Annotated in this window: 25 protein-coding genes; 15 read left to right on the top strand and 10 right to left on the bottom strand. The window is 75.2% G+C overall.

The window, feature by feature from the left end; translation table 11 throughout:
• Positions 1 to 2 precede the first annotated feature (2 nt).
• From ACFHW0_RS03840 to ACFHW0_RS03810, 7 genes are all read right to left on the bottom strand, one after another.
• Positions 3 to 728 (bottom strand): nucleotidyltransferase domain-containing protein, encoded by a 726-nt coding sequence (locus ACFHW0_RS03840; protein WP_416605489.1) that lies wholly within the window; start codon positions 726 to 728, stop codon positions 3 to 5.
• Between the two features lie 9 nt (positions 729 to 737).
• Positions 738 to 1,238, bottom strand: coding sequence for a nitroreductase/quinone reductase family protein (locus ACFHW0_RS03835; RefSeq protein ID WP_416605487.1), 501 nt, complete (start codon positions 1,236 to 1,238; stop codon positions 738 to 740).
• 28 nt (positions 1,239 to 1,266) lie between these two features.
• Positions 1,267 to 3,975, bottom strand: coding sequence for an FtsX-like permease family protein (locus tag ACFHW0_RS03830; RefSeq protein ID WP_416605486.1), 2,709 nt, complete (start codon positions 3,973 to 3,975; stop codon positions 1,267 to 1,269).
• On the bottom strand, positions 3,972 to 4,730 hold the full coding sequence (locus tag ACFHW0_RS03825) for an ABC transporter ATP-binding protein (protein WP_416605484.1): 759 nt from the start codon (positions 4,728 to 4,730) through the stop codon (positions 3,972 to 3,974). The genes ACFHW0_RS03830 and ACFHW0_RS03825 overlap by 4 nt, the downstream gene beginning before the upstream one ends.
• Positions 4,727 to 5,314, bottom strand: a complete 588-nt coding sequence (locus ACFHW0_RS03820) for a PadR family transcriptional regulator (protein ID WP_121396051.1) — start codon at positions 5,312 to 5,314, stop codon at positions 4,727 to 4,729. The genes ACFHW0_RS03825 and ACFHW0_RS03820 overlap by 4 nt, the downstream gene beginning before the upstream one ends.
• A 66-nt stretch (positions 5,315 to 5,380) precedes the next feature.
• Positions 5,381 to 5,827, bottom strand: a complete 447-nt coding sequence (locus tag ACFHW0_RS03815; protein WP_416605482.1) for a ferritin-like domain-containing protein — start codon at positions 5,825 to 5,827, stop codon at positions 5,381 to 5,383.
• Positions 5,824 to 6,273 carry a hypothetical protein gene (locus ACFHW0_RS03810; RefSeq protein WP_416605736.1) on the bottom strand — a complete coding sequence of 150 codons (450 nt, stop codon included), beginning with the start codon at positions 6,271 to 6,273 and terminating at the stop codon, positions 5,824 to 5,826. Before ACFHW0_RS03810 ends, ACFHW0_RS03815 begins: the two co-directional genes overlap by 4 nt.
• Positions 6,274 to 6,502: 229 nt before the next feature.
• Between ACFHW0_RS03810 and rimP the strand changes: the two genes are divergently transcribed.
• The 12 genes from rimP to ACFHW0_RS03750 all read left to right on the top strand — a co-directional run bounded on the left by rimP (position 6,503) and on the right by ACFHW0_RS03750 (position 18,058).
• Positions 6,503 to 7,204 (top strand): ribosome maturation factor RimP, encoded by a 702-nt coding sequence (rimP, locus tag ACFHW0_RS03805; RefSeq protein WP_416605481.1) that lies wholly within the window; start codon positions 6,503 to 6,505, stop codon positions 7,202 to 7,204.
• Positions 7,201 to 8,244 (top strand): transcription termination factor NusA, encoded by a 1,044-nt coding sequence (nusA, locus tag ACFHW0_RS03800; RefSeq protein WP_416605479.1) that lies wholly within the window; start codon positions 7,201 to 7,203, stop codon positions 8,242 to 8,244. The genes rimP and nusA overlap by 4 nt, the downstream gene beginning before the upstream one ends.
• A 16-nt stretch (positions 8,245 to 8,260) precedes the next feature.
• Positions 8,261 to 8,593: a YlxR family protein gene (locus tag ACFHW0_RS03795; RefSeq protein WP_091620735.1), complete on the top strand. Its 333-nt coding sequence runs from the start codon at positions 8,261 to 8,263 to the stop codon at positions 8,591 to 8,593.
• A gap of 93 nt (positions 8,594 to 8,686) precedes the next feature.
• Positions 8,687 to 11,698, top strand: a complete 3,012-nt coding sequence (gene infB, locus ACFHW0_RS03790) for a translation initiation factor IF-2 (RefSeq protein ID WP_416605477.1) — start codon at positions 8,687 to 8,689, stop codon at positions 11,696 to 11,698.
• A gap of 87 nt (positions 11,699 to 11,785) precedes the next feature.
• Positions 11,786 to 12,079 (top strand): DUF503 domain-containing protein, encoded by a 294-nt coding sequence (locus ACFHW0_RS03785; RefSeq protein ID WP_101414636.1) that lies wholly within the window; start codon positions 11,786 to 11,788, stop codon positions 12,077 to 12,079.
• Between the two features lie 156 nt (positions 12,080 to 12,235).
• Positions 12,236 to 12,736: a 30S ribosome-binding factor RbfA gene (rbfA, locus tag ACFHW0_RS03780; protein ID WP_416605475.1), complete on the top strand. Its 501-nt coding sequence runs from the start codon at positions 12,236 to 12,238 to the stop codon at positions 12,734 to 12,736.
• A gap of 101 nt (positions 12,737 to 12,837) precedes the next feature.
• Positions 12,838 to 13,815, top strand: a complete 978-nt coding sequence (locus ACFHW0_RS03775; protein ID WP_416605735.1) for a DHH family phosphoesterase — start codon at positions 12,838 to 12,840, stop codon at positions 13,813 to 13,815.
• Positions 13,816 to 13,903: 88 nt separating this feature from the next.
• The gene (locus ACFHW0_RS03770) at positions 13,904 to 14,311 is read left to right on the top strand and encodes a hypothetical protein (protein ID WP_121396043.1); all 408 of its coding nucleotides are present in this window, start codon (positions 13,904 to 13,906) and stop codon (positions 14,309 to 14,311) included.
• The gene (locus ACFHW0_RS03765) at positions 14,311 to 14,520 is read left to right on the top strand and encodes a DUF6186 family protein (RefSeq protein WP_366640208.1); all 210 of its coding nucleotides are present in this window, start codon (positions 14,311 to 14,313) and stop codon (positions 14,518 to 14,520) included. The genes ACFHW0_RS03770 and ACFHW0_RS03765 overlap by 1 nt, the downstream gene beginning before the upstream one ends.
• Positions 14,521 to 15,065: 545 nt before the next feature.
• Positions 15,066 to 15,494, top strand: coding sequence for a hypothetical protein (locus ACFHW0_RS03760; protein WP_416605474.1), 429 nt, complete (start codon positions 15,066 to 15,068; stop codon positions 15,492 to 15,494).
• Positions 15,495 to 15,729: 235 nt separating this feature from the next.
• Positions 15,730 to 16,686: a DMT family transporter gene (locus tag ACFHW0_RS03755; protein WP_416605473.1), complete on the top strand. Its 957-nt coding sequence runs from the start codon at positions 15,730 to 15,732 to the stop codon at positions 16,684 to 16,686.
• A 46-nt stretch (positions 16,687 to 16,732) separates the two neighbouring features.
• Positions 16,733 to 18,058, top strand: a complete 1,326-nt coding sequence (locus ACFHW0_RS03750; RefSeq protein WP_416605472.1) for an MATE family efflux transporter — start codon at positions 16,733 to 16,735, stop codon at positions 18,056 to 18,058.
• A gap of 3 nt (positions 18,059 to 18,061) precedes the next feature.
• Here the strand turns inward: ACFHW0_RS03750 and ACFHW0_RS03745 are convergent, their stop codons facing one another.
• Genes ACFHW0_RS03745 through ACFHW0_RS03735 form a run of 3 tightly spaced genes read right to left on the bottom strand, consistent with a single transcriptional unit; the run spans position 18,062 to position 20,469 of the window.
• Positions 18,062 to 19,132 (bottom strand): hypothetical protein, encoded by a 1,071-nt coding sequence (locus ACFHW0_RS03745; protein ID WP_416605470.1) that lies wholly within the window; start codon positions 19,130 to 19,132, stop codon positions 18,062 to 18,064.
• A 12-nt stretch (positions 19,133 to 19,144) separates the two neighbouring features.
• A complete protein-coding gene (locus tag ACFHW0_RS03740; RefSeq protein WP_416605468.1) occupies positions 19,145 to 19,447 on the bottom strand; it encodes a hypothetical protein in 303 nt (100 codons plus the stop codon).
• 17 nt (positions 19,448 to 19,464) lie between these two features.
• On the bottom strand, positions 19,465 to 20,469 hold the full coding sequence (locus ACFHW0_RS03735; protein ID WP_416605467.1) for a hypothetical protein: 1,005 nt from the start codon (positions 20,467 to 20,469) through the stop codon (positions 19,465 to 19,467).
• 233 nt (positions 20,470 to 20,702) lie between these two features.
• On the opposite strand from ACFHW0_RS03735, the gene truB reads away from it, so the two are divergent.
• From truB to rpsO, 3 genes are all read left to right on the top strand, one after another.
• Positions 20,703 to 21,587 (top strand): tRNA pseudouridine(55) synthase TruB, encoded by an 885-nt coding sequence (truB, locus tag ACFHW0_RS03730; RefSeq protein ID WP_416605465.1) that lies wholly within the window; start codon positions 20,703 to 20,705, stop codon positions 21,585 to 21,587.
• A 57-nt stretch (positions 21,588 to 21,644) separates the two neighbouring features.
• Positions 21,645 to 22,574, top strand: coding sequence for a bifunctional riboflavin kinase/FAD synthetase (locus tag ACFHW0_RS03725; protein WP_132232840.1), 930 nt, complete (start codon positions 21,645 to 21,647; stop codon positions 22,572 to 22,574).
• Between the two features lie 181 nt (positions 22,575 to 22,755).
• Positions 22,756 to 23,025, top strand: coding sequence for a 30S ribosomal protein S15 (gene rpsO / locus ACFHW0_RS03720; RefSeq protein ID WP_121396038.1), 270 nt, complete (start codon positions 22,756 to 22,758; stop codon positions 23,023 to 23,025).
• Positions 23,026 to 23,244: the final 219 nt, after the last annotated feature.

The raw sequence follows: 23,244 nt of genomic DNA, 5'->3' as shown, positions 1-23,244 counted from the left end.
CCTCAGCCGTCGAGCAGGTCGTCGACCGTGCCGTCGACGGGGCGGCCCCGGGCCGCCAGCTCCTCCGCCTGGCGGGCCAGGACGGCGCCCACCTCGGTCATGTCCGCGCCCGCGAGTCCCGTCCGGCGCACCGCGTCGCCCGGGTCGCGGAAGTAGGTGCGGCTGAGCAGGCCGGCGACCGTGGCCGCCGCCAGCCGCGCCTCGCCGAGCATCAGCAGCGCCTGGTCGGTCTCGTACCACTCGGCCAGCCGGGCGGCCCGGGCGTGCGCCGCGCCGCCCCGGTACCAGGCCCGGCGGGCCGCCGTGCTGAACTCGGCCGGCCGGGCCCGGGCCAGCCGGCCCAGGTGCTCGTCGCGCAGCGTGCGCAGCCAGCCGGTGGGGTCGTGCAGCGCCCGGGTGCTGACGTAGCGGTCGGCGGTCAACGGCCAGAGCGGGGAGATCATCCGGGCCTGGCGCAGGTAGTCGTCGGCGCCGGCCACGGTCAGGTCGACCAGCACGCCGTCGACCCGCCGGGTCGCCGGGGACGGTCCGCCGCCGGGCCGGTACGTCACCACGAGCAACCCGACCTCGCCGTCCCCGCCGCCGTCGTCGTCGCCGTGGGCGAGCGGGCCGTGCACCGCCACCGCCAGCACGTCGGCCGGGAACCGCCGGCGCGCGGCGTCGGCGACCCGCTCGGCCACCGCCCACCGTGGGTCGTCGGGGTGAGGTTCGCCGTCGGCGCCGGTCACCGCACCAGCCTATTCGCGCCCGGTCGGCCCGCCCGGCACGCCGCGCCCGGTGGGCACCAGCCGGAAGACCAGGATCTCCCGGCCGCCGGCCCGCTGGGCGTACGCCCGGTAGGCGGGCCACTCGGTGACCAGCAGCGTCCAGAGGCGGTCCCGTTCGGCGCCGGTGGCGACCTGGGCGCGTACCGGGACGCGGCGGCCCCTGACGGCCACCTCGGCGGCGGGATCGGCGCGCAGGTTCATCGCCCAGCCGGGCTGGTGGGCCTGGCCGAAGTTGGAGCCGACCACCACGTACGCGTCGCCGTCGGGCACGTAGAGCAGCGGATTGCTGCGCGGCTTGCCGGAGCGGCGGCCGGTGGTCGTGATGACCAGCGACGGGATGAGCCCGAGCGCGACCACCCTCCCCCGGGTGAGCCGCCCCACCAACCGGTCGGCGGGGACGAGCAGGCGGACGGCGGCGCCGAACCAGCGATGGTGACCGACACGGCGGGTCAGGGCTCCCAGTACGGGCACGGCGACAAGTGTGCCCGCTCCCGGCCCGTCAGTCGAGACGTCGCTCGACCGGCAGCCGGGACCGGGTGAAGAGGCCCGCGCCGAGCATCGCGACCAGCGGCACCACCACCAGGACGCCGAGCGTGGTCCAGGGCACCACCACCGGGTACGGCTCCGCGACCGGCCACAGGCCGGCGTACCGGCGGTTGAGGGCGGTCAGGATGATCGACGCGGAGCCGAGGCCGGCGACGATGCCGAGCGCGGAGCCCAGCACGGCGATGACCCCGGACTGGCAGAGCGAGAGCAGCCGGCGCAGCCCCGGGCCGGCGCCGACCGCCGCGAGGGTGGACAGGTCCGCCCGCCCCTCGGCCGCGGCCAGCCCGGTGGCGATGCCGGCGGCGCCCACGGTGATCACCCCGGCCGCGGCGGCCAGCAGGAGCAGCAGCGGCCGTCCCGTGTCCGCCAGGGCGCCCCGCTCGATCTCCACCTGCGCGCCGAGCGGACGCACGGCGGCGACGAACCGGTTCTGCCGGTCCTCGTCGGGTACGCCGTCGGCGGTGATCGCCCAGCCGAGCGGGCGGACGGTCAGCCCGAGCCGCTCGGCGGCGGGCCGGGAGAGCAGCAGCCGGTGCGCGCCCAGCCCGGTGGGCAGCGGGTACCCGGCGACGGTGGTGCTGGTCGGGGTGTCGGGCCGGGCCTGCCCGGGGTGGGTCACCCTGACGTCGACCCGGCCGTCGCGCACGTAGCGCGGATCGGTCACCACCGCGCCGCCGGCCCGCAGCACGGCGGTGGCGGCGGCGACCTCGGCGGGAGCGGCGCCGGTGAGCACCGGCAGCGCCGTGCCGTCGTCCACCACCACGTGGAAGTACCCGCCGAGGTGCTCCTCCGGGACCGTGCAGCGGGCGTCCGCGCGGGCCCGGCGCTGCTGCTCCGGGCTCAGCCGGTCGCCGGGCGTCCACGGGCAGGCGCGCTCGGCCGGCAGCACCGGCGAGACCACGCACGGGTCGGTGTCGGGGCCGCCGCCGCACCCGGGTTCCGCGAGCGGCGCCACGGCCCGCACCCCCAGGTGGGCCCGGGCCGCCTCGGCGACCCGGGGCAGGGCGGGCGGTTCGTTCGGGCCGTGGCTGGTCACCAGCACGGTGCCGGCCGGCAGGGCGGGTCGGTACATCGTGGCCGACCGGGCGTCGTCGCTGGCCAGGTACACGCCGATGGCGACGCTCCCGGCGACGGCCGCCATCACGGCGGAGATCGCCGGGGCGGTGGACGACCGGTTGCGGCTGGCGTCGCGCAGCGCGATCCGGGGCGCCAGCGGCAGCGACCGCCCGAGGCGGGCGAGCAGCCCGACCAGGGTCGGGGTGGCGAAGACCAGCCCCAGTTCGCCGAGGACCAGGCCGGCGAGGATCACCGCCGGCGCGGTCCGGGCCGCCCCGAACGCGGCCACCGCGGCCCCGCCGACGGCCAGGGCCACCCCGACGCTGAGCCAGCGTCGGCCGTGGGCGGGCGGGGTGCGCCGGCCGGCGAGCCCCGCCACCACGTCCTGCCGGGCGGCCGTCCAGGCCGGGGCCAGCGCGGCCAGCACCCCGGCCAGCACCGCGACGGCCGCGATCGCCGCGAGGGCCTCCGGCCAGCAGCGGTACGCGCCGAAGCGCGCACCGTAGAGGTGCTGCTCCACCAGCGGGCGCCCGGCGAACGCGGCGGCGACGCCCAGCGCGACCCCGACGGCGGCGCCGAGGGCGCCCAGCACCACGCCGTCGGCCAGCACGATCCGGCGCAGGTGGGCGTCGTCCCCGCCGGCCACCGCCACCAGCGCGAGGTCCCGGCGTCGCCGCCGTACGCCGACCGCGAACGCCGGCCCGACGAGCAGCACCACCTCCAACAGCCCCAGCCCGCCGACGAGCACCGAGACGCTCATCCCCTCCACGTCCATCGGAAGGCGGGCGTCCGGTCCGAACGCGACGATGTCCGACGCGGGGGCGGGGGTGCGGGCGTGGACCAGGATGCCGTGCCCGTTGAGCCGGCGGAACAGTCCCTCGTCGGGGGGCCCGGGCAGGTCGACCAGCCAGCTCGTGTCCGGCTCGGTCTCCATCCGCCCTTCCGACGGGTGCAGCGTCACCACCGCGCCCAGGTCGTCGGGGTACTCGGCCACCCCGACCACCCGCCAGGAGCGGGCACCGTCGCCGGAGGTGACGGTGCCGCCGAGGTGGGCGTCGAGGCGGCGCAGCGCCGCCGGGCTGACCACGATCTCGTCCACTCCGGCCGGCGCCCGCCCGGAGTGGAACCGGACCAGCCCCCGCCCGAGCGGATCGGTGAGGTCCACGGCGCGTCCCACGACCGTGTCGTCGATCCGCTCGCCGACCCGGGCGTCGAACGACACCCAGCGGCGCAGCGGGACCACCCGGCTCCCGGCCGGCAGCAGGGCGGTGACCTGCTCGGCGGTGACGACCCCGGCCGGGGGCGCGTCCTCCCGGTCGGCCTGCCAGGCGTCGCCCCAGGCGCTCTGCACGATCGGCTGCCGCACCATCCAGCCCAGCTCCGCGTCGGCCGCGCCGAGCTGGCGGTCGGTCCGCTCGGCGGGAGTCAGCTCGGACATCCGCCAGCTCACCGCGGTGAAGGTCAGCACCAGCACCGGAAGCGTGATCATCGCCAGCACCAGCGCCGTACGCCCCCGGGCCCGCCGGGCCTCCCGCCGGGCGATGCGCAGCGCCGCCCACCAGGAGCCGGCCGCCCGGGCGAGTCGGCCGCCCCGGCCCCGGTTCACCGACCGCTGCCGCTCAGCAGCTGCTCCACGCTGCCCAGCGGGGCCGTCGTGTCGACCAGCACCCCGTCGCGGAGGAAGACCACCCGGTCGGCCCAGGCGGCGTGCCGCGCCTCGTGGGTGACCAGCACGGCGGCGGCCCCGGCGTCGACCCGCCGGCGCAGCAGGTGCAGCACCGCCTCGCCGGTCTGCGAGTCCAGCGCGCCGGTCGGTTCGTCGGCGAGCACCAGTCGGCGCTCCCCGACGAGCGCGCGGGCGATGGCCACCCGCTGCTGCTGCCCGCCGGAGAGCTGGTCGGGGAACCGGTCGCCCAGCTCGGTCAGGCCGACCTCGGCCAGCGCGTCCAGCGCCAGGCGGCGGGCCCGCCGCACGCCCGTGCCGTCGAGTTCGAGGGGGAGGGCGACGTTCTCCACGGCGCTGAGGCTGCCGAGCAGGTTGAGGTCCTGGAAGACGTAGCCGATCCGGCGGCGCCGCACCTGGGCCAGCCGCCGCCGGTCCAGGGCGCCGAGCGGCTCGCCCTCCACGTACACCTCGCCCGCGGTCGGGCCGTCCAGCCCGCCGGCCAGGGCGAGCAGGGTCGACTTCCCCGAGCCGGACGGTCCCATCACGGCGACGAGTTCCCCCGCCTGCACGGCGAGGCTCACCCCGCGCAGCGCGTGCACGGCCGCCGCGCCGGCGCCGTGGGTGCGGTGCACGTCACGCACGTCCAGCACGGGCGTGCCCGGGCGCCCGTCCGTCGGCCGGTTCCCCGTGCTCACCGTCGCGCCTCCTCGTCCGCCCGGTCCACCGCCTCGTCAGGCGTCGTCGGGACGCGGCCGGGCTCCGCCGGACGGTAGCGCACGAGGCTGCTCTCGCAGTGGTCCAGCCAGCGCACCTCGGCCTCGGCCTGGAAGACCATGGCGTCCAGCACCAGCCGCCACGGCAGGTCCTCGGGGCGGTCGCTGGCGTACTTCAACCGGGTCAACTCCTGCAACGTCCGCATGGTCGCGCTGCGCTGGGTCTGCACCACCGACCGGACGTCCACCCCGGGGGTGGTCAGCGCGAGGGCGAGCTTGATCGCCAGCTCGTCGCGGGGCCGGTCGGTGCGGCTGATCGGGGTGGCGAACCACAGGGCCAGGTCCGTGCGCCCGGCGTCGGTGATCTCGTACGGGCGCTGTCCCGTCTCGCTCTCGGGCAGCGACCGGACCAGCCCGTCCCGTTCGAGGCGGGACAGGGTGGTGTAGACCTGCCCGATGTTGAGCGGCCAGGTCGAGCCGGTCGACTCCTCGAACGCGGCACGGAGCTGGTAGCCGTACATCTGGCCGCGTTCGAGCAGGGCGAGCAGCCCGTGACGGATGGACATGGCAACGGAGTATGCATACCTGGTATGCGACCCGCAACCGGAGCGGGCGCCGAGGGGGCCGGCCGGTCAGGCGGGGCGGCCCGGGAACGGCACCGTCAACGGGGTGATCCCGGCCGTCCGCCGCCAGCGGGTGGCCCGCAGGGCGTACTCGACCAGGGCGGCCAGGGCCCTGTCCCGGTCGGCGCCGCTGGTGGCCGGCACCGCCGCCCGCCAGAACGCGGCCGTGCGCTCCTCCACCTCGACGGCCAGTCGCAGCGCGCTCGCCCGGTCGGTGACCGGGAACGGCAGCGTGTAGCCGGCCCGGTCCGGCGGGACGTTGCCGCCACCGGCGCTCAACTGCACGATCAGGTCGTCGCGGCGGCGCCGGTGCGCGGCCTCCGCCTCCTTCGCGGCGTTGCGGGCGGCGCCGGTGAGGCGTACCCCGATGGGCCCGTACGCCCAGATCGCGGCGTACTCGGCGGAGAGCGCCGCGCCCAACGCCCCGGCCGGCCCCGACGGTGTCGGCGCGGTCACCGCAACGCCTCCACGTGCGTGGCCCGGGCGGCGGCGATCGAGGCGAGCAGCGCGGCCCGCTCGGCCGGCGCCGCCGCGCAGGCCCTGGTCGCCGCCTCCCGGGCGGCGCGTTCGTCCTCGCGCAGCGCGGCCCGCGCCGCCGCCGGGTCGCCCGGCGCGGCGGGCGTGGCCGCGGCGGACGCCGAGGGCAGCGGTACGCCGATGACCCGGGCCAGTTCGGCGGCGTGCGCGCGGTGCGCCTCGGCGATCGGCGTGAGCAGGGCGGCGAGCGCGGGGTGCGCGGCGGCGGCGTCCCGGTGCCCGGCGGCGAGCCGGAGCGACTCGTCGAGCAGCGGCGCGAGCGGATCGGGCCCCGGAGCGGGCTCGTCGTCGCGGTCGAGGATGCCGCAGCCGGTCAGCGGCGCCGCCGCCCCGCCGAGCGCCAGGAGGGCCCCGGCGCGCAGCACCCTCCGCCGGGAATGCCCGGTCGTCTCGCCGCGTCGTGTCGTTCTGCCCGTCGCCACCGGACAAGTCAACACCATCACCGGCCGTACGTGGGCGACCGGCGTCGGTGCGCCGCCCGGCCCGGCGCGCGGCAGGCGCGTTACGCTCTGCGCAGCCACCGGCGCGTCAGCTCCGGTGGCGTGCCGGCATGGCGGCCGACCGGGTGCCGTCGATCAGCAGAAGGGTGCGGAGATGACGCAGCGTGGCCGTGCCACGAGGTCGACGGGTCCGGCGGGGAGACCCCGACGCGCCGACGCCCCACGGGGCGGGGAGCGTGCCGGCGGCCCGCGCGGCGACCTCGCCGCCCGGCGGGCCCGGCTGCGTGAGGTGATCGAGCCGGTGGTCGCCGGCGCCGGCTACGACCTGGAGGACCTCTCCGTGTCCCGCGCCGGCCGCCGGCACGTGGTGCGGGTGATCGTGGACGCCGACGGCGGGATCAACCTGGATGCCGTCGCCGTGGTCTCCCGGGCCGTCTCCGCGGCCCTCGACGCGGCCGAGGAGGCCGGGGGCGACATCGTCGCCGGGGAGTACCAGCTGGAGGTCAGCTCCCCCGGCGTGGACCGGCCGCTCACCCTGCCCCGGCACTGGCGGCGCAACGTCGGCCGGCTGGTGAAGGTGACCGCCCGCGGCGCGGGCGCCCCGCCCGGCCAGCAGGCCGAGCAGCCCGCCGGCGACCGGCAGGTCACCGGCCGGGTGGTCGAGGCCGACGACGAGCGCGTGGTGCTGGAGACCGACGCCGGCCGCGCCGCATGGACGTACGCAGAGCTCGGCCCCGGCCGGGTGCAGGTCGAGTTCCACCGCCTCGACGAGATCGAGGAGACGGACGAACCCGACGACATGGACGACACCGACGACTTCGACGACGAAGATGATGTGGAGGACGAGGAGAGGTGAACATCGACCTCGCGGCGCTGCGCGCACTCGAGCGCGAGCGGGAGATCCCGTTCGACACGATCCTCGCGGCGATCGAGACCGCGCTGCTGACCGCCTACCGGCACACCGAGGGGGCGGAGTCGCACGCCCGGGTGGAGATCGACCGCAAGTCCGGCGCGGCCCTGGTCTACGCGCAGGAGCTGGACGACGACGGCACCGTCGTGCGGGAGTGGGACGACACCCCGCACGACTTCGGCCGGATCGCCGCCATGACCGCCAAGCAGGTGATCCTCCAGCGGCTGCGGGAGGCCACCGACGAGGTGCACTTCGGCGAGTACGTCGGCCGCGACGGTGACCTGGTCACCGGCGTGGTGCAGGCGCACGAGGCGCGCAGCGAGAAGGGCATCGTCAGCGTCGACCTCGGCAAGCTGGAGGGCGTCCTGCCCCAGTCCGAGCAGGTGCCCGGCGAGCGCTACGCGCACGGCGAGCGGATCCGCTGCGTGGTGGTGCACGTGGCCAAGGGGATGCGCGGGCCGCAGATCACCCTCTCCCGGTCGCACCCGGCGCTGGTCAAGAAGCTCTTCGCGCTCGAGGTGCCGGAGATCGCCGACGGCACGGTCGAGATCGGCGCGATCGCACGTGAGGCGGGTCACCGTACGAAGATCGCGGTCCGCTCCACGACCCAGGGGGTCAACGCCAAGGGCGCCTGCATCGGCCCGATGGGGCAGCGGGTACGTGCCGTGATGAGCGAGCTGCACGGCGAGAAGATCGACATCATCGACTGGTCGGACGACCCGGCGACGTTCGTCGGCAACGCCCTGTCGCCGGCCAAGGCCCTGCGGGTCGAGGTGGTCGACCTGGCCACCCGCACCGCCCGGGTGACCGTGCCGGACTTCCAGCTCTCCCTCGCCATCGGCCGGGAGGGGCAGAACGCCCGACTTGCTGCCCGGTTGACCGGTTGGCGGATCGACATCCGGTCCGACGCCGAGCAGTCCGGTGCCACCGGCCGGGGCGGAGCTGATCACGTCCCGGAGCCGGGCGGCGCGATCTCGGGCGCCTAGGGGTAGACTTTCTCCAGTGGTACGACGCGCGCTGCCGGAACGCACCTGTGTGGGTTGCCGACGACGCGCGCCGGCCAGCGAATTGCTGCGGATCGTCGCGGTCGGCGACGAGGCTGGTCACAGCCTTCGGCCCGATCCGGCCCGCAGGCTGCCGGGTCGGGGAGCGAACATGCACCCGGATCCGGCCTGCTTCGCGCAAGCGGTGCGGCGACGCGCTTTCGGGCGTGCGCTGCGCATCACCGGGGTCCCCGACCACGGTGAGCTTGCGGAGCACGTCGATGCGCCAACCACTACGTCCGGTCAGCCCGACCGGGCGAGGGTCGCTAGCAGGGTAGGACGACCGACATGAGCACACGATGAAGTCCCTGAAATGACCAGGCTTCAAGTGCACGAGTGAGGTCGCTGCGGGTGCTGCCCGCACGACCTCGGAGTGAGGAGTGCAGTGGCAGGTAAGGCCCGCGTACACGAGCTTGCAAAAGAGCTCGGGGTCGAAAGCAAGACCGTTCTCGCCAAGCTCAAGGAGATGGGCGAGTTCGTGAAGTCCGCGTCCAGCACCGTCGAGGCGCCCGTCGCCCGACGGCTGCGTAGCGCATTCGTCGCCTCCGCCGGATCTCCGGCACCGGCCGCCCCACCGGCGGCCGCCCCGGCGCCGACCCCGACCCCGACGCCCTCCCCGGCCCCCGGTGGGCCCCGGGTCTCGGCCAAGCCGATGCCGCCCCGGCGGCCGGCCGCGCCGACGCCCGGTCCCAAGCCCAAGGGCCCGGTGCCCGGTCCGCCGCAGCCCGCGGCGCCGGTCGCCAAGCCGGCGAGTGCCCACGACATCGAGGTGGCGGCCGCCGAGGCGCGTGCCGCCGCGCTGAAGGCCGAGCAGGAGGCGGCGGTCAAGGCCGCCCAGGCCGCTCGGCAGCAGCAGCGTGAGAACGTCCGCCGGGAGCCCCCGGCGGACGGTGGCAACCGTCCCGGTCCCCGACCGGGTCCGGGTGCCATGCCGCCCCGCCCGGGTTCCCCGGCCGCCGGTCGTCCCGGCGCGCCGGCGCCGGGCCCGGGTGGTCGTCCGGGCGGGCGTCCGCCGGCGCGCGGCGCCGGTAACAACCCGTTCGGCATCCAGGGCAGCCAGCAGCAGCAGCGGCCCCCGGCCGCCGGTGCGGGTGGTCCCCGGCCCAGCCCGGCCGGCATGCCTCCGCGTCCCAGCCCGGCCTCCATGCCGCCCCGTCCGAGCCCGGCCTCCATGCCGAGCCAGCGTCCCGCTACCGGTCGCCCCGGCCCCGGTGGCGCCGGTCGCGGCCCCGGTGGCGGCGCGGGTCGTCCCGGTGGCGGTGGCGCTGGCGGTGGCTTCCGCGGCGGTCCCGGTGGCGGCGGCGGTGGCGGTGGCTTCCGCGGCGGTCCCGGTGGCGGCGGCGGTGGCGGTGGCTACCGTGGCGGTCCCGGTGGTGGCGGCGGCGGTGCGCCGGGCGGCGGTTTCCGTCCGGGTGCTCCGGCCGGCGGCGGTGGCCGTCCGGGTGGTGGCGGTCGTGGCCGTGGCGGCGGTGCCGCGGGTGCCTTCGGGCGTCCGGGTGGCCGGCCGACGCGCGGTCGCAAGTCCAAGAAGCAGCGCAGACAGGAGTTCGACAACCTGTCGGCTCCGACCATGAGCTCGGGTGCCCCCCGGGGTCAGGGTCAGGTCGTGCGGCTCTCCCGTGGCGCCTCGCTGTCGGACTTCGCCGACAAGATCAACGCCAACCCGGGTTCGCTGGTCCAGGAGATGTTCAACCTGGGCGAGATGGTCACGGCGACCCAGTCGTGCTCCGACGACACCCTGCTCCTGCTGGGTGAGCACCTCGGCTTCAACGTGCAGATCGTCAGCCCGGAGGACGAGGACCGCGAGCTGCTCGCGCAGTTCAACATCGACCTCGACGCCGAGGTCGCGGAGGACCGCCTGGTCAGCCGTGCGCCGGTCGTGACCGTCATGGGTCACGTCGACCACGGTAAGACCAAGCTGCTCGACGCGATCCGCAAGGCGAACGTCGTGGCCGGCGAGGCGGGTGGCATCACCCAGCACATCGGTGCCTACCAGGTCCACGTGCCGCACGAGGGCGAGGACCGCGCGGTGACCTTCATCGACACCCCGGGTCACGAGGCGTTCACCGCCATGCGTGCCCGTGGTGCCCAGGTCACCGACATCGTGGTGCTCGTCGTCGCGGCCGACGACGGTGTCATGCCGCAGACGATCGAGGCGTTGAACCACGCCAAGGCGGCCGACGTGCCGATCGTGGTGGCGGTCAACAAGGTCGACAAGCCGGAGGCGAACCCGGACAAGGTCCGCCAGCAGCTGACCGAGTACGGCCTGGTCGCCGAGGAGTACGGCGGCGACACCATGTTCGTCAACGTGGCGGCGAAGCCGGGCATCGGCATCGACGAGCTGCTCGAGGCGGTCCTGCTGACCGCCGACGCGTCGCTGGAGCTGACCGCTCCGATCGACGGGCCGGCGCAGGGTGTGGCCATCGAGGCGCACCTGGACAAGGGCCGCGGTGCGGTGGCGACGGTGCTGGTGCAGAAGGGCACCCTGCGGGCGGGCGACTCCATCGTCGCCGGTGGGGCGCACGGCCGGGTCCGGGCGATGCTCGACGAGAACGGCAACCAGGTCGCCGAGGCCGGTCCGGCCCGTCCGGTCCTGGTGCTCGGTCTGACCGCGGTGCCCGGTGCCGGCGACACGTTCCTGGCGGCCGAGGACGACCGCACGGTGCGCCAGATCGCCGAGCAGCGGCAGGCACGGCGGCGGGCGGCGTCGTTCGCCAACTCCCGCGGCCGGGCCACCCTCGAGACGCTCATGGAGCAGCTCAAGGAGGGCGAGAAGACCTCGCTCAACCTGGTGCTCAAGGGCGACGTCTCCGGTTCCGTGGAGGCCCTCGAGGACGCGCTGTTCAACCTCGACATCCCGGAGGAGGTCCAGCTCAGGATCATCCACCGGGGCGTGGGCGCGATCACCGAGAGCGACGTCATGCTCGCGAGCGCGTCGTCCGAGCCGGTCACGATCATCGGCTTCAACGTGCGGGCCGCCAACAAGGTCCGCGAGATCGCCGACCGCGAGGCTGTGGAGATCCGGTACTACACCGTGATCTACCAGGCCATCGAGGAGATCGAGGCAGCGCTCAAGGGCCTGCTCAAGCCGGAGTACGAGGAGGTCGAGCTGGGCACCGCGGAGATCCGCGACGTCTTCCGCTCGTCCAAGATCGGCAACATCTCCGGTTGCATCGTCCGGTCGGGCATCATCCGGCGCAACGCCAAGGCGCGCCTGCTGCGGGACGGGTCGGTGGTGGCGGACAACCTCACCGTCAGCTCGCTCAAGCGCTTCAAGGACGACGCCACGGAGGTGCGCGAGGGCTTCGAGTGTGGTCTGACCCTGGGTGGTTACAACAACGTCCAGGTCGGCGACATCATCGAGACCTTCGAGATGCGCGAGAAGGTTCGCGCCTGATCCGGTGAACCACTGATCAAGGGGTTTGCGCCGAAAGGCGTAAACCCCTTGATCATGTGGAGGGCCCTGCGGGTATCGTCCGGGGCGATGTTCACCGGAACCGCGGTCTTCGACCTGCTGCTGCCGGGCGACTCCCGGTCGCTCAAGGCCAAGAGATCATACGTACGGCCGATCGTGGCGGCGCTGCGCCGCTTCGAGGTCTCGGCCGCCGAAGTGGGAGCGCTCGACCTGCACGGTCGGGCCGAGATAGCCGTGGCCGTGGTGGCCGCCGAGGCGTCGCACGTCCGCGAGGTGCTGGACTCCTGCGAGCGCCTGGTGGCCGGCCGGCCGGAGACCGAGTTGCTCTCGGTGCGCCGGCGGCTGTACGGCGAAGAGGACTGACCCGGCGGCGTCTGTCCGTCGGAAGCCGGGACGGAGCCGGCGCCGCGCGGCGCGGGTGGCCGCGCGGGTAGTGTTCGGGTTGTTGGGCCGTCGGCTCCGGGGCGCTCCGCGTCGCCGGACGACGGCCGGGAGCGGGACGCCGTGGAGGTGGCGAAGATGTCGGATCCGGCCAAGGTACGCCGGCACGCGGAGCGGGTGCGTGAACTTGTCGCGTCGGTGGTGCGTAGCCAGATCAAGGATCCCCGGCTCGGCATGATCACCATCACCGACGCCCGGATCACCGCCGACCTGCGCGACGCGACCGTCTTCTACACGGTGCTCGGCGACGCGGCGGCCCAGGCGGGCACGGCGGCGGCGCTGGAGAGCGCCAAGGGCATGCTGCGCAGCACCGTCGGCAAGGCGCTCGGGCTGCGGCACTCGCCGACGCTGACCTTCGTCCTGGACGACGTGCAGGACCAGGTCAAGCACATCGACGACCTGCTCGCCCAGGCCCGCAACGCCGACGCCGAGGTGCAGCGCATCGCCGCCCGGGCCGAGTACGCGGGCGAGCCCCAGCCGTACCGGCTGGACGAGGACGCCGACGAGGACGCCGACGAGGCCCGCGACGCCGACGAGGACGCCGACGAGACCCCGCCCCGGGGCGGGGACCCGCGGTGACCGAGCCGTCCGGCGGCACGACCGGTGGGGCCCTCGCCGAGGCGCCGCCACCGGTCGACTCCGGCCCGACCGAGGCGGAGTGGGCCGCCGGCGTCGCGGCCGTGCGGGAACTGCCGCCGGACGGGCGGGTGCTGCTGATCTGCCACGTCAACCCGGACGGGGACGCGCTGGGCAGCATGCTCGGCTTCGGGCTCGGGCTGCGTCGGCTGGGCGTGCGGCGGATGCAGGCGACCTTCCCCGGCCCGCCGGAGGTGCCGGAGCCGTTCCGTGGGCTGCCCGGGCTCGACCTGCTGGTGCCGGCGGCCGAGGCGTACCCGGACCCGGACCTGGTGATCTGCTTCGACGCGGCCAGCGAGTCGCGCCTCGGCGACCTGGTCGACCGGCTGGAGACCGCCGGCGAGGCGCTGGTGCTCGACCACCACGCGTCGAACACCCGCTTCGGCCGGATCAACCTGGTGGACCCGCACGCGGCGGCCACCTCGGTGGTCGCCGAAGGGCTGCTCGCCCGGCTCGGCGTCGGGCTGGACGCCGGGATCGCGGAGTGCCTCTACGTCGCCCTGAGCACCGACACCGGCTCGTTCCGGTTCGAGGCGACCACCCCGGCGGTGCACCAGCTGGCGGCCCGCCTGCTGGCGACCGGCATCCGACCCGGTGACATCTCCCGTCGGATCTTCGACACCCGGCCGTTCGGCGCCGTCCGCCTCTTCGGCGAGGTACTCGGCCGGGCCCGCCTGGAACCCGCCCGGGCCGCCGGGCACGGCCTGGTGTGGACGTACGCGACCCAGGACGACCTGGCCCGGCACGACCAGCGCCCGTACGTGCTGGAGGCGCTGATCGACTCGGTCCGGTGCACCGCCGAGGCCGACGTGAGCTGCGTGGTCAAGCAGACGCCGACCGGCGACTGGGCGGTGTCGATGCGCAGCAAGGGCGCGGTCGACGTCAGCCGGGTGGCGGTCGCGCTGGGCGGCGGCGGGCACCGTTTCGCCGCCGGCTTCACCGGTTCGGGGACGGTGGACGAGGTCGTCGACCGCATCCGCGCGGAGCTCGACGGCGCGCTGACCGGCCCCGGCCGGCACTGATCCGGAAGGGCCCGGCGCAGGAAGATCAGGGTGAGCTCGGGGGAGTGTCCGTCTTCCCGGTTCCGGCGAGTACGGGGAGAATCGCGGGATGGAACAGCCCCACGACCTCACCGTCGAGGCGCCCCGCGCCTGGGACCGTCCCGCCGTCACCGTGCCGGTGCTCGTCTGCCTCTCGCTGGTCGGCGGCCGGTTCCCGTCCTTCTCGACCGAGGCCAACCTCTGGACCCTCGGCACCGGCGGGGTGTTGATCTGGTTGGGCCTGAGCAACCGGGTGCCCCGGCGGCCCGCGCCACGGCGGCTGGGCGCCCCGGCGGCCTGGTGGGCCCTGCCGGTGGTGGTCTTCGGGGTCTTCGAGGGGACCACGTTCGTGCTGGCGGCGGGGGACGACTTCCCCACCTTCTCGCGGCTGGCCGATCCGCTGCTGGAGGACCAGCTGGTCCGCTCGGCGGTCTGGCTGGGCTGGCTGTCGGCGTTCTGGGGGCTGGTGCGGCGATGATGCGGATGCTGGCCATCGGGGGCTTCCTGGCCTCCCTGGTGCTCTTCGCGGCCGTCGAGTGGGCGGCCCGCCGCGAGGGTTCGCGGATCCCCACGCTCGGTGAGGTCTGCGCCTACGTGATGCGCTACGAGGTGGGCCCGGTGCCGGTCGGCCGGATCGGCCTGTTCGGCTTCTGGTGGTGGCTGGGCTGGCACTTCCTGGCCCGCTGACCGCGTGCCCCGCATCCTCCGGGACCCGTGCCGCGGCGGCCCCGGCCGCGAACACGAGTCCAGATCGCGGGAACCATGGGCAGTATGTGGACCTGAACGATAGCTTGGGAATCGGCCGGCGTCGTGTGGCGGCGCCGGCCGTGGGCGGTGTCGCCACACCCGGTGGCGCCTCCCTCCAGGGTCGGACCGACCCGGGCTTCCGCTGCCCACAGCCGCTCCGGTGACCCCGGGCCGCTGACGGGCGCTCAGCACGACCGCCCGAGAGGGCTGCCGTCCGCCGGCGGCCCACGCCCTGGAAGGGGACCACCATGCCGAGCAAGCCCAAGCCGCAGACCACCGACGAGGCCCGCGAGCAGATGCGCCGCGCGCTGCAGACGTCCATGGACACCCGTCAGTGACCGACGCCGACCGGCGGTGACGCCGCCGGCGTCCCGCGCCGACAGCGTCACCGCCCACCCCGGCCCCGGCTCCGGTCGCGGGCGTCCGTCGCCCCCGGCCAGGAAAACGACTTATCGTCCGGACCGGTGGACCGTTACGGTTCCCGCATGCGCCGGATCCTCGTCGTCGGCAGCGCGGGCGCCGGTAAGAGCACCCTCTCCCACGAGGTCGCCCGCCGGCTCGACCTTCCGCTGATCCACCTCGACCGGCACTACTGGCAGCCCGGCTGGGTGGCCCTGGGCGACGCCCGCTGGCGGGCCACGGTCGCGCTATCCCCGCCGGTCCCGTCCCCGGCTGCTCACCGCGGTCGCCACGCACTCACCGGCGCTCCCGGTGGTCCGGCTCCGCAACCGCGCCGAGGTACGCCGCTGGCTCGACTCCCTGCCCCCGGCCTGAGCGTCCGCGTCTCCACGCTTCCGCCCGTCGCCCGCGACGTCACCGTCGAGCGGGGCGACCTGCTCGACGAGACGTCCGGGCCGTGCCCCCGGCCACGCCACCCGCAAATGTCGAGGCACGCCGGGGCGGCTCTCCGCTAGGGTGCGGGCATGAGGCCTTTCCAGGGCGTTCTGCCCCCGCCGCGCTCCTGACCGGAGCGCCACGCCACCGGCCCGCCTCCCCCTGCGGGATGGCCGCCGGTCCACTCGCCGGGCGGCCCGCCTGAACGGCGCCCCCCGCAGGGCCCGGGTGGAATCGCCCGCCGCCTGTCCGTCGTGTGTGCGCTCCGACTGACGTCGACCCTGTCAGCGGCCCGATCCTGCCTGGAGCGCACCCGTGACCCGATCGTCTTCTCTGCCGTCGTCCACGTCCACGTCCACCCCACGCCGCCACCGTCCCGCGCCGAGCGTCGGCGCCCGCCGGGGGCTGCTCTACGTCACCGGCGCCGCCGTGCTCTGGGGCACCACCGGTGTCGCGGTGCAACTCGTCCGCGAGTCCACCACGCTCACCCCGACGGGCATCGGCTTCTACCGCCTCGCCATCGGCGCGCTGGTGCTGGTCGCCCTGGTGGCGCACCGGCTGGGCCCGGTGCTCGCGGCGCTGCGGTCGCAACCGGTGGCCCTCGTCGGGGTCGGGGTCGGGCTCGGGGGCTACCAGGCGCTCTACTTCCTCGCGGTCGCGGCGGGCGGTGTCGGGGTGGCCACCGTGGTCAGCCTGGGGCTCGCCCCCGTCCTCATCTTCGGGTGGGAGTCGCTGCGCGCGCGGCGGCTGCCCGGGCGGACCATGCTGGGCGCCCTGGTGACCGGCGTCGCCGGCCTCGTGCTGATCACGGTGTCGGTCGGGGAGCCGGGCGCGACCGCGCCGCGTCCGCTGCTCGGTCTGCTCGCGGCGGTCGGCTCGGGGGTGGGCTACGCCGCCAGCACCGTGCTGAGCCGGCACGCCGCGCGACGCGTCGCGACGATGACGCTCACCACCGTGTCCGCGGTGGTCGGCGCGTTGGCGTTGGCCCCGGTCGCGCTGGCCGAGGGGATCGGCGTCCCGGCCCGGCTCGCGCCGATCGGCCTGCTCGTCCACCTCGGGGTGGTCACCACGGCGGTGGCGTACGCCCTGTTCTATGCCGGCCTGCGCGCCGTCACCGGCAGCGCCGCCGCGCTGGCCACCCTGGCGGAGCCGCTCACCGCCGTGCTGCTCGCGGGCTGGCTCGTCGGCGAGTCGCTGTCCGTGCCGGTGGCCGTCGGGGGAGTGCTCCTGCTCGGTGCCGTGAGCGTCGTCCAGCTGGCTCCCGGTAAGTGATCGGGTAGCTTGCGATCCTTACTCGCCCGTGCCAGGATCGGCGGCGATGAGCCAATCCGTCGCCCTCGGGCCCCGCGCGGTCACGCCCCGCCGGATCGCCGCGCTGGCCCTGCCGGCGCTGGTGGTGCTGGCCGCCGAACCGATCTACGTGCTCGTGGACACGGCGGTGGTCGGGCACCTCGGCCGGGTGCCGCTGGCCGCCCTGGCCGTCGGCGGCACGGTGCTGACGCTCATCGCCTGGCTCGGCACCGTCGTCGCGTACGGCACCACGGGGCGGTCGGCCCGACGCTTCGGGGCGGGCGACCGGGCGTCCGCCGTCGCCGAGGGCGTCCAGGCGTCCTGGCTGGCCCTCGGGGTGGGGGTGCTGGTCGCGCTCGGCATGCAGGTCGGCGGCGGGGCGTTGGCGCGTACCCTCGTCGGAGGCCCCGGCGAGGTGACCGACGCCGCCGCGCAGTGGCTGCGGGTCGCGGCGCTCGGCGCGCCCGGCCTGCTGCTCGCCGCCGCCGGCAACGGCTGGCTGCGCGGCGTGCAGGACATGCGCCGTCCGCTGGTGTTCGTGCTCGGCCCGAACGTGCTCTCCGCCGTGCTCTGCCCGCTGCTGGTCTATCCGGTCGGGCTGGGCCTGGTCGGCTCCGCCGTGGCCAACGTGATCGCCCAGACCATCTGCGGGGCGCTCTTCGCCGGGGCGCTGATCGCCGAACGGGTCCCGCTGCGGCCCCGGCCCCGGCTGATCGGGCAGCAGTTGGCGCTCAGCCGGGACCTGCTGATCCGGGGTGTCGCGTTCCAGGCCAGCTTCCTCTCCGCCACCGCCGTCGCCGCCCGCTTCGGGGCCGCCGCCGTGGGCGCGCACCAGATCGCCCTGCAACTGTGGTTCTTCACCGCCCTGGTGCTCGACGCGCTCGCCATCGCCGCCCAGTCCCTGATCGGCGCCGCGCTCGGGGCCGGCGAGGACGCCGCCGCCCGGGACCTGGCCCGCCGGATCGCGCTGCTCGGCGGCGTCTGTGGCGTGGCGTTCGCCGTGCTCGTCGCCGCCGGCGCCGGCGTGGTCCCCGGGTGGTTCAGCTCCGATCCGCAGGTACGCGAGCAGGCCATGCTCGCCTGGCCGTGGTTCGTGGCGATGCTGCCGCTGGCCGGTGTGGTCTTCGCCCTCGACGGCGTGCTGATCGGCGCGGGCGACGTCCGCTACCTGCGCAACCTCACCATCGTGGCCGCGCTCGGCGGCTTCCTGCCCGCGATCTGGCTGACCCACGGGCTCGACCTCGGCCTCGGCGGCATCTGGGCGGGGCTCACGCTCTTCGTGGTGCTCCGGCTGGTCGCCCTGCTGCTGCGGCTGCGCTCCGGCGGCTGGGCCGTGACCGGCGCGGTCCGCTGAGCCTCAGCACCTCGAGGTGGTCGTCATCGGGGCGGCCAGGTCGAAGAAGTCGCCCGGATCACCGCCCGGCACGCGAGGGCCGTGCAGGTCCGGCAGCCACTGCATCACGTTCAGCCAGCCGTCGCGCAGCCAGGCGCAGTCGGCGTTCCAGGTGACGGCCTTCGCGGAGGCCAGCCTGAGCCCTCGGGACGACGCCGGAACGTCCTTCGGGTGAGGCACCTGCCAGACCACCCGGTCGCGGACCGCCACCAGGCCGGCGCCGGCCGGTGCCCGGCGCATCACGTCGAACGGGTACGCCCAGACGAACTCGGTGGTCACCTCCAGTAGGCGGATCCCGGCCACCGTCCTGGCGCGGTAGCTGATCCGTCCCTGCGCGCGGATGTCGTACTCCCAGTCCGCGCGGGATTCCATCCTCGTGGCGACGTGCAGGAAACGGGCGTTGTCGAAGTGCGGCCGCATCTCCGCGCGGGAGTCCGGCGCCAGCAGGCCGAGGAAGGGTTCGATGTCGCCGACCAGCATCGCGGTCTCCAGCCGGCTCTCGATGAGCGCCTTCCGTACCGAGTCGAGCGCGGCGCGCACCTGGACCTTGTCGAACGGGCCCTCGGCGGTGGCCGTCGGCAGGACGATCGCCTCCTCCCGGCGGGCGAAGGACGCCGCCGGGGTGCCGGCGAAGAGATCGCGTGGGGTGCCGACGGCGCTGGTCGGCTCGGGCGTCGCGCTCGTCGTCGGCGCGGCGGTCGCGGTCCGTAGCTCGTCGCCCACCCGGACGACCATCCATCCGCCCACGACGAGCATGAGCAGCGCGAGCGCGAGCGCGACACCGACCGCGAGCGGGCCGTTGTGCCTGGCCCAGAAGAAGCGCACCCTGTCCAGCCCGGTCGGCTGGTGCTCGGCCCCCGTCGACCGCATCCAGTCGGGCAGGCTGACCTGCTCCGCCTCGGCGAACGCGATCTCCCGTCGGCCCGTGGCTCCCACGGCCCCCGGCGTCGCGTGGGCGGGCGGCACCTGCCCGGCGGGGGGCGGCAGATCGGCCGGCGGGGCCGGTTCCGCGGGGCGGGGGGTGTCGGCGGGCATCCTGTCCTCCGGTCAGGCCACGTCGCGCAGCGTCAGGTGGAGCCAGTAGAAGAGCCCGGCGACCAGGGCGGTCGTCCCCGTCAGGGCGACGAGGACCGACAGGATGGTCGTGATCACCGGGTGGGACTCCATCAGCCCGGTGCGGTCCCGCCACCGCCACAGCGACTGCCGGGCCGCACGCAGCCCGGGCAGCCGCTCGACCAGGTCGGTGACGCGACGGCCGAGGGTCCGTCGCGGCGGTGTCGGGTTGCGCATCCAGTCCGGGAGGTCCACCCGGGCGCGGTGATCGTGCGCGCGTCGTCCGTCGGGTGTCATGAGTGCTCCGGTTCGGCTCAGCAGGTGTCTGCGATGTCCAGCGAACGATCGGGGTCGAACACCGCGTCGGGGTCCTCCGTGTCGAGCGGAAGACCGTAGCTCGAGGCGCCGAGAGCCAGCAGACCCTTGTCGATCGACACACAGTCCATGTTGGAGGCGTACGAGTCCGCCTCCACCAGCCAGAGCCCGACGCCGGCCTTCGTGACGTCGTCGGGATGCGGCACATGCCAGACGACGGTGTCGTGGACGACCACCACACCGGCGCCCGGAGTGGGGTCGAGGGTGCGGAACGCGTACGCCCAGACGAAGTTGGTGGTGATCTCCAGCACCCGGATGCCGTCGCTGTCCCGGGTCGCCCGGTAGGTGACCCGCCCCTTGACCCGGGGCTGGTCGGCGGTCAGCCGGGCACCCGGGGCCAGCCGGGTCGCGTACGAGGCGAAGGAGCTGTCGCGGAAGTCGGCTCGCATGCTCGACCGGGACTCCGGGGCGAACATCCGCACGAACCGGTCCAGCTCGCCACCGGCCAGGAACTTCCGGTCCAGCCGGGCGAGCAGCATCGCCGCGCGGACGTCCGCCAGCGCCGCCGCCACCTCGCTGGCGCTGAACACACCCGTCCGCCGGGCGGGCGGCAGCGTGATCCCGGCCGCCCCCTCGGCGAAGGCCGCCGCCGGGGTACCCGCGAAGTTGTCGGCAGGCGGTGCCGGCGTCGCGTCGCTCGTGGCGGAGACGCCCGGCGGCGGGCTGGTCGTCGGGTAGCTGCGGGGCGTCTCCCCGGCCCGTCGCCACAGGTCGAACCACCCCACGCCGAGCAGGAGGACGAGGACCAGCGCGCCCCCGACCACGGCGATGACGGCCCGGGTGTGCTCCTCCCAGAACAGGCGGAGCCGTTCCCGCGTGCCGACCGGATGCTCCTCGTCGGGCTGGCGCAGCCACTCCGGGACCCGCCCCGGCTCGTCGTCGCACGCCAGGGGCGCCGGCCGACCCGGCGGGGACGGCTCGTCCGCCGGTTGCTGACTGGTCATCGGTCTGTCCTTGGTGAGTGGCACGTCGAGGGCGCATGATCTTCGCACCCGATCGCCCGGAACGTGGTCCCGCACGCCACTCCCGCCGTAACCCCGCCCGAGTGGCTGACGGCACATCGGCCGACCGTCGGAGGTGGCCTTCCACCGCCGCGCGGGTGGGGAGCAACTCCGGCGCAGCCACGGACGTACGGCGGCGGCGGGGCGTCCGACCCGGTCTGGCAGGCTTGAGTGTCGTGAGCACAGACGGTCTGATCGTGGTCGACAAGCCCGGCGGCATGACGTCGCACGACGTGGTGGCGCGGATCCGCCGGTTGGCGCGGACCCGTCGGGTGGGGCACGGCGGCACCCTCGACCCGATGGCCACCGGCGTCCTGGTGATCGGGGTCGGGAAGGCCACCCGCCTGCTCACCTACGTGATCGGCGCGCACAAGAGCTACGCGGCCACCGTCCGGCTCGGCCAGGCCACCGTCACCGACGACGCCGAGGGCGACGTGATCGCCACCACCCCGGCCGGCCAGGTCACCGACGAGGCGATCCGGGCGGCCCTGGCCGCGCTCACCGGCGAGATCGACCAGGTGCCGAGCGCGGTCAGCGCCATCAAGGTCGACGGGCAGCGGGCGTACAAGCGGGTGCGTGAGGGGGAGAGCGTCGAGCTGCCCGCCCGTCGGGTCACCGTGTCCCGGCTGGAGCTGCTGGCGGTGCGCCGCGACGCGCCCGACGTCGTCGACGTGGACATCGACGTGACCTGCTCCTCGGGGACGTACATCCGGGCCATCGCCCGGGACGCGGGCCTGGCGCTCGGGGTGGGCGGGCACCTGACCGCGCTGCGCCGTACCGCCGTCGGGACCTTCCCCCTCGCGGAGGCCGCCACCCTCGACCAGCTGGAGGAGCGCGCCCCCGAGGTGGTGAACCTGCCGCTGGCGGCGGCGGCCGAGCGGTTCTTCCCGCGCCGCGACGCCGGGGCCGACGAGGCCAAGCTGCTCTCCCACGGCGGGCCGCTCGACCCGGTGGGAATCGCCGGCCCCTACGCGGTCTTCGGCCCGGACGGCGGCCTGATCGCTATCGTCAGCGAGCGGGACGGCCGGGCCCGCGCGGAGATCGTGCTCGCCCCCGCCTGACGGGGGGCGAAGGACGGCGGCCGGTGCGGGCCGCCGGAGAGGCAGGGGAGGAGCGGCATGCAGCGGTGGCGGGGGTACGACGCGGCGCCCGGTGGCTGGGGGCGGTCGGTCGTCACCATCGGCGTCTTCGACGGCGTGCACAAGGGACACCAGGCGACCATCGGGCACGCCGTGTCCCGGGCTCGCGAGCTGGGCGTGCAGTCGGTGGTGGTGACCTTCGACCCGCACCCGGCCGAGGTGGTGCGCCCCGGCTCGCACCCGGCGGTGCTCACGGAGACCGCCCGCAAGGCCGAGCTGATCGAGGCGCTCGGCGTGGACGTGCTCTGCGTGGTGCCGTTCACCCCGGAGTTCTCCCGGCTGCCCGCCGAGGCGTTCGTGCACGACATCCTGGTCGAGCACCTGCACGCCGCGCTGGTCGTGGTGGGGGACAACTTCCGCTTCGGGCACAAAGCCGCCGGTGACGTGGCGCTGCTGGAGCGGCTCGGCCGCACCTTCGGCTTCGCCGTCGAGGGTGCCCCGCTGGTCGCGGAGGCGGGCACGGTCTACTCCTCCACGTACATCCGCTCCTGCGTCGACGCGGGGGACGTGACGGCGGCTGCCGCCGCGCTCGGCCGCCCGCACCGCGTGGAGGGCGTGGTGGTCCGCGGCGACCAGCGCGGCCGCGAGCTGGGCTTCCCCACCGCGAACCTGCTCTGCCACCGGTACGCGGCGGTGCCCGCCGACGGCGTCTACGCCGCCCGGCTGGTGCGCCGGGGCCACGCCGAGCCCCTGGCGGCGGCGGTGTCGGTCGGCACCAACCCGACCTTCTCCGGCCGGGAGCGGCGGGTGGAGGCGTACGTGCTCGACTTCACCGGCGACCTCTACGGCGAGCGGCTGGCGCTGGACTTCGTGGCGCACCTGCGCGGGCAGATCCGCTACGACGCGATCGAGCCGTTGATCGCCCAGATGAACCAGGACGTCGAGCGGACCCGGCGCGTGCTCGGCTGACCGCGTCGCGGCCCTTGACAGGCCGCCGCCCGGCAGGGCTGGTAGTCTGGCGGGGACGTCGGCTGACCGACGTGGGGCCTCGCGTGCCTGCACGACGCCGCGGGTGCGAGGTACCGGTCCGTTTCCGGTCCACTGACCGATCCGACGGACATCATCGAACAACCCACGAAACAGGGAGAACATGGCGCTCGACCAGGAAGCCAAGGCCAAGATCCGCGCGGAGTACGCGACCGCCGACGGCGACACCGGTTCGCCGGAGGTCCAGGTCGCGGTCCTCACCAAGCGGATCGCCGAGCTGACGGAGCACCTGAAGGTGCACAAGCACGACCACCACAGCCGCCGTGGGCTGCTGCTGCTGGTCGGCCGCCGCCGTCGGCTGCTCAACTACGTCCAGAAGAAGGACATCAACCGCTACCGGTCGCTCATCGAGCGGCTCGGTCTGCGCCGGTGACGTGACGGGGGAGTGGCCCGACCGGGCCGCTCCCCCGCTCCGCCACCACACGAAAACCGGGCCGCGCGACCACCCGAGAACGGGAGCCGGTCAGCGTACCGGTCTCCGGTAGTGGCCCCCGGGCACCCCGGCATTGCGCCGGCCACCCGGGCGCTTCGATCGAAGACCGGCCGTCTGAGCAGCTCCCCGCGTCGTGGGCCCCCGATGCGAAGGAGCACG

The sequence above is a fragment of the Micromonospora sp. LOL_025 genome (assembly GCF_048060285.1).
GTDB lineage: Bacteria > Actinomycetota > Actinomycetes > Mycobacteriales > Micromonosporaceae > Micromonospora.
This window is presented reverse-complemented; position numbering and strand designations above follow the sequence as displayed.

Bases quoted from the DNA above. Each gene is read 5' to 3' on its own strand.
- ACFHW0_RS03820 (WP_121396051.1), bottom strand. From the start codon at position 5,314: ATGTCCATCCGTCACGGGCTGCTCGCCCTGCTCGAACGCGGCCAGATG.
- rimP (WP_416605481.1), top strand. From the start codon at position 6,503: ATGACGCAGCGTGGCCGTGCCACGAGGTCGACGGGTCCGGCGGGGAGA.
- ACFHW0_RS03785 (WP_101414636.1), top strand. From the start codon at position 11,786: ATGTTCACCGGAACCGCGGTCTTCGACCTGCTGCTGCCGGGCGACTCC.
- rbfA (WP_416605475.1), top strand. From the start codon at position 12,236: ATGTCGGATCCGGCCAAGGTACGCCGGCACGCGGAGCGGGTGCGTGAA.
- ACFHW0_RS03770 (WP_121396043.1), top strand. From the start codon at position 13,904: ATGGAACAGCCCCACGACCTCACCGTCGAGGCGCCCCGCGCCTGGGAC.
- ACFHW0_RS03765 (WP_366640208.1), top strand. From the start codon at position 14,311: ATGCGGATGCTGGCCATCGGGGGCTTCCTGGCCTCCCTGGTGCTCTTC.
- ACFHW0_RS03760 (WP_416605474.1), top strand. From the start codon at position 15,066: ATGCGCCGGATCCTCGTCGTCGGCAGCGCGGGCGCCGGTAAGAGCACC.
- ACFHW0_RS03750 (WP_416605472.1), top strand. From the start codon at position 16,733: ATGAGCCAATCCGTCGCCCTCGGGCCCCGCGCGGTCACGCCCCGCCGG.
- ACFHW0_RS03745 (WP_416605470.1), bottom strand. From the start codon at position 19,132: ATGCCCGCCGACACCCCCCGCCCCGCGGAACCGGCCCCGCCGGCCGAT.
- ACFHW0_RS03740 (WP_416605468.1), bottom strand. From the start codon at position 19,447: ATGACACCCGACGGACGACGCGCGCACGATCACCGCGCCCGGGTGGAC.
- ACFHW0_RS03735 (WP_416605467.1), bottom strand. From the start codon at position 20,469: ATGACCAGTCAGCAACCGGCGGACGAGCCGTCCCCGCCGGGTCGGCCG.
- ACFHW0_RS03725 (WP_132232840.1), top strand. From the start codon at position 21,645: ATGCAGCGGTGGCGGGGGTACGACGCGGCGCCCGGTGGCTGGGGGCGG.
- rpsO (WP_121396038.1), top strand. From the start codon at position 22,756: ATGGCGCTCGACCAGGAAGCCAAGGCCAAGATCCGCGCGGAGTACGCG.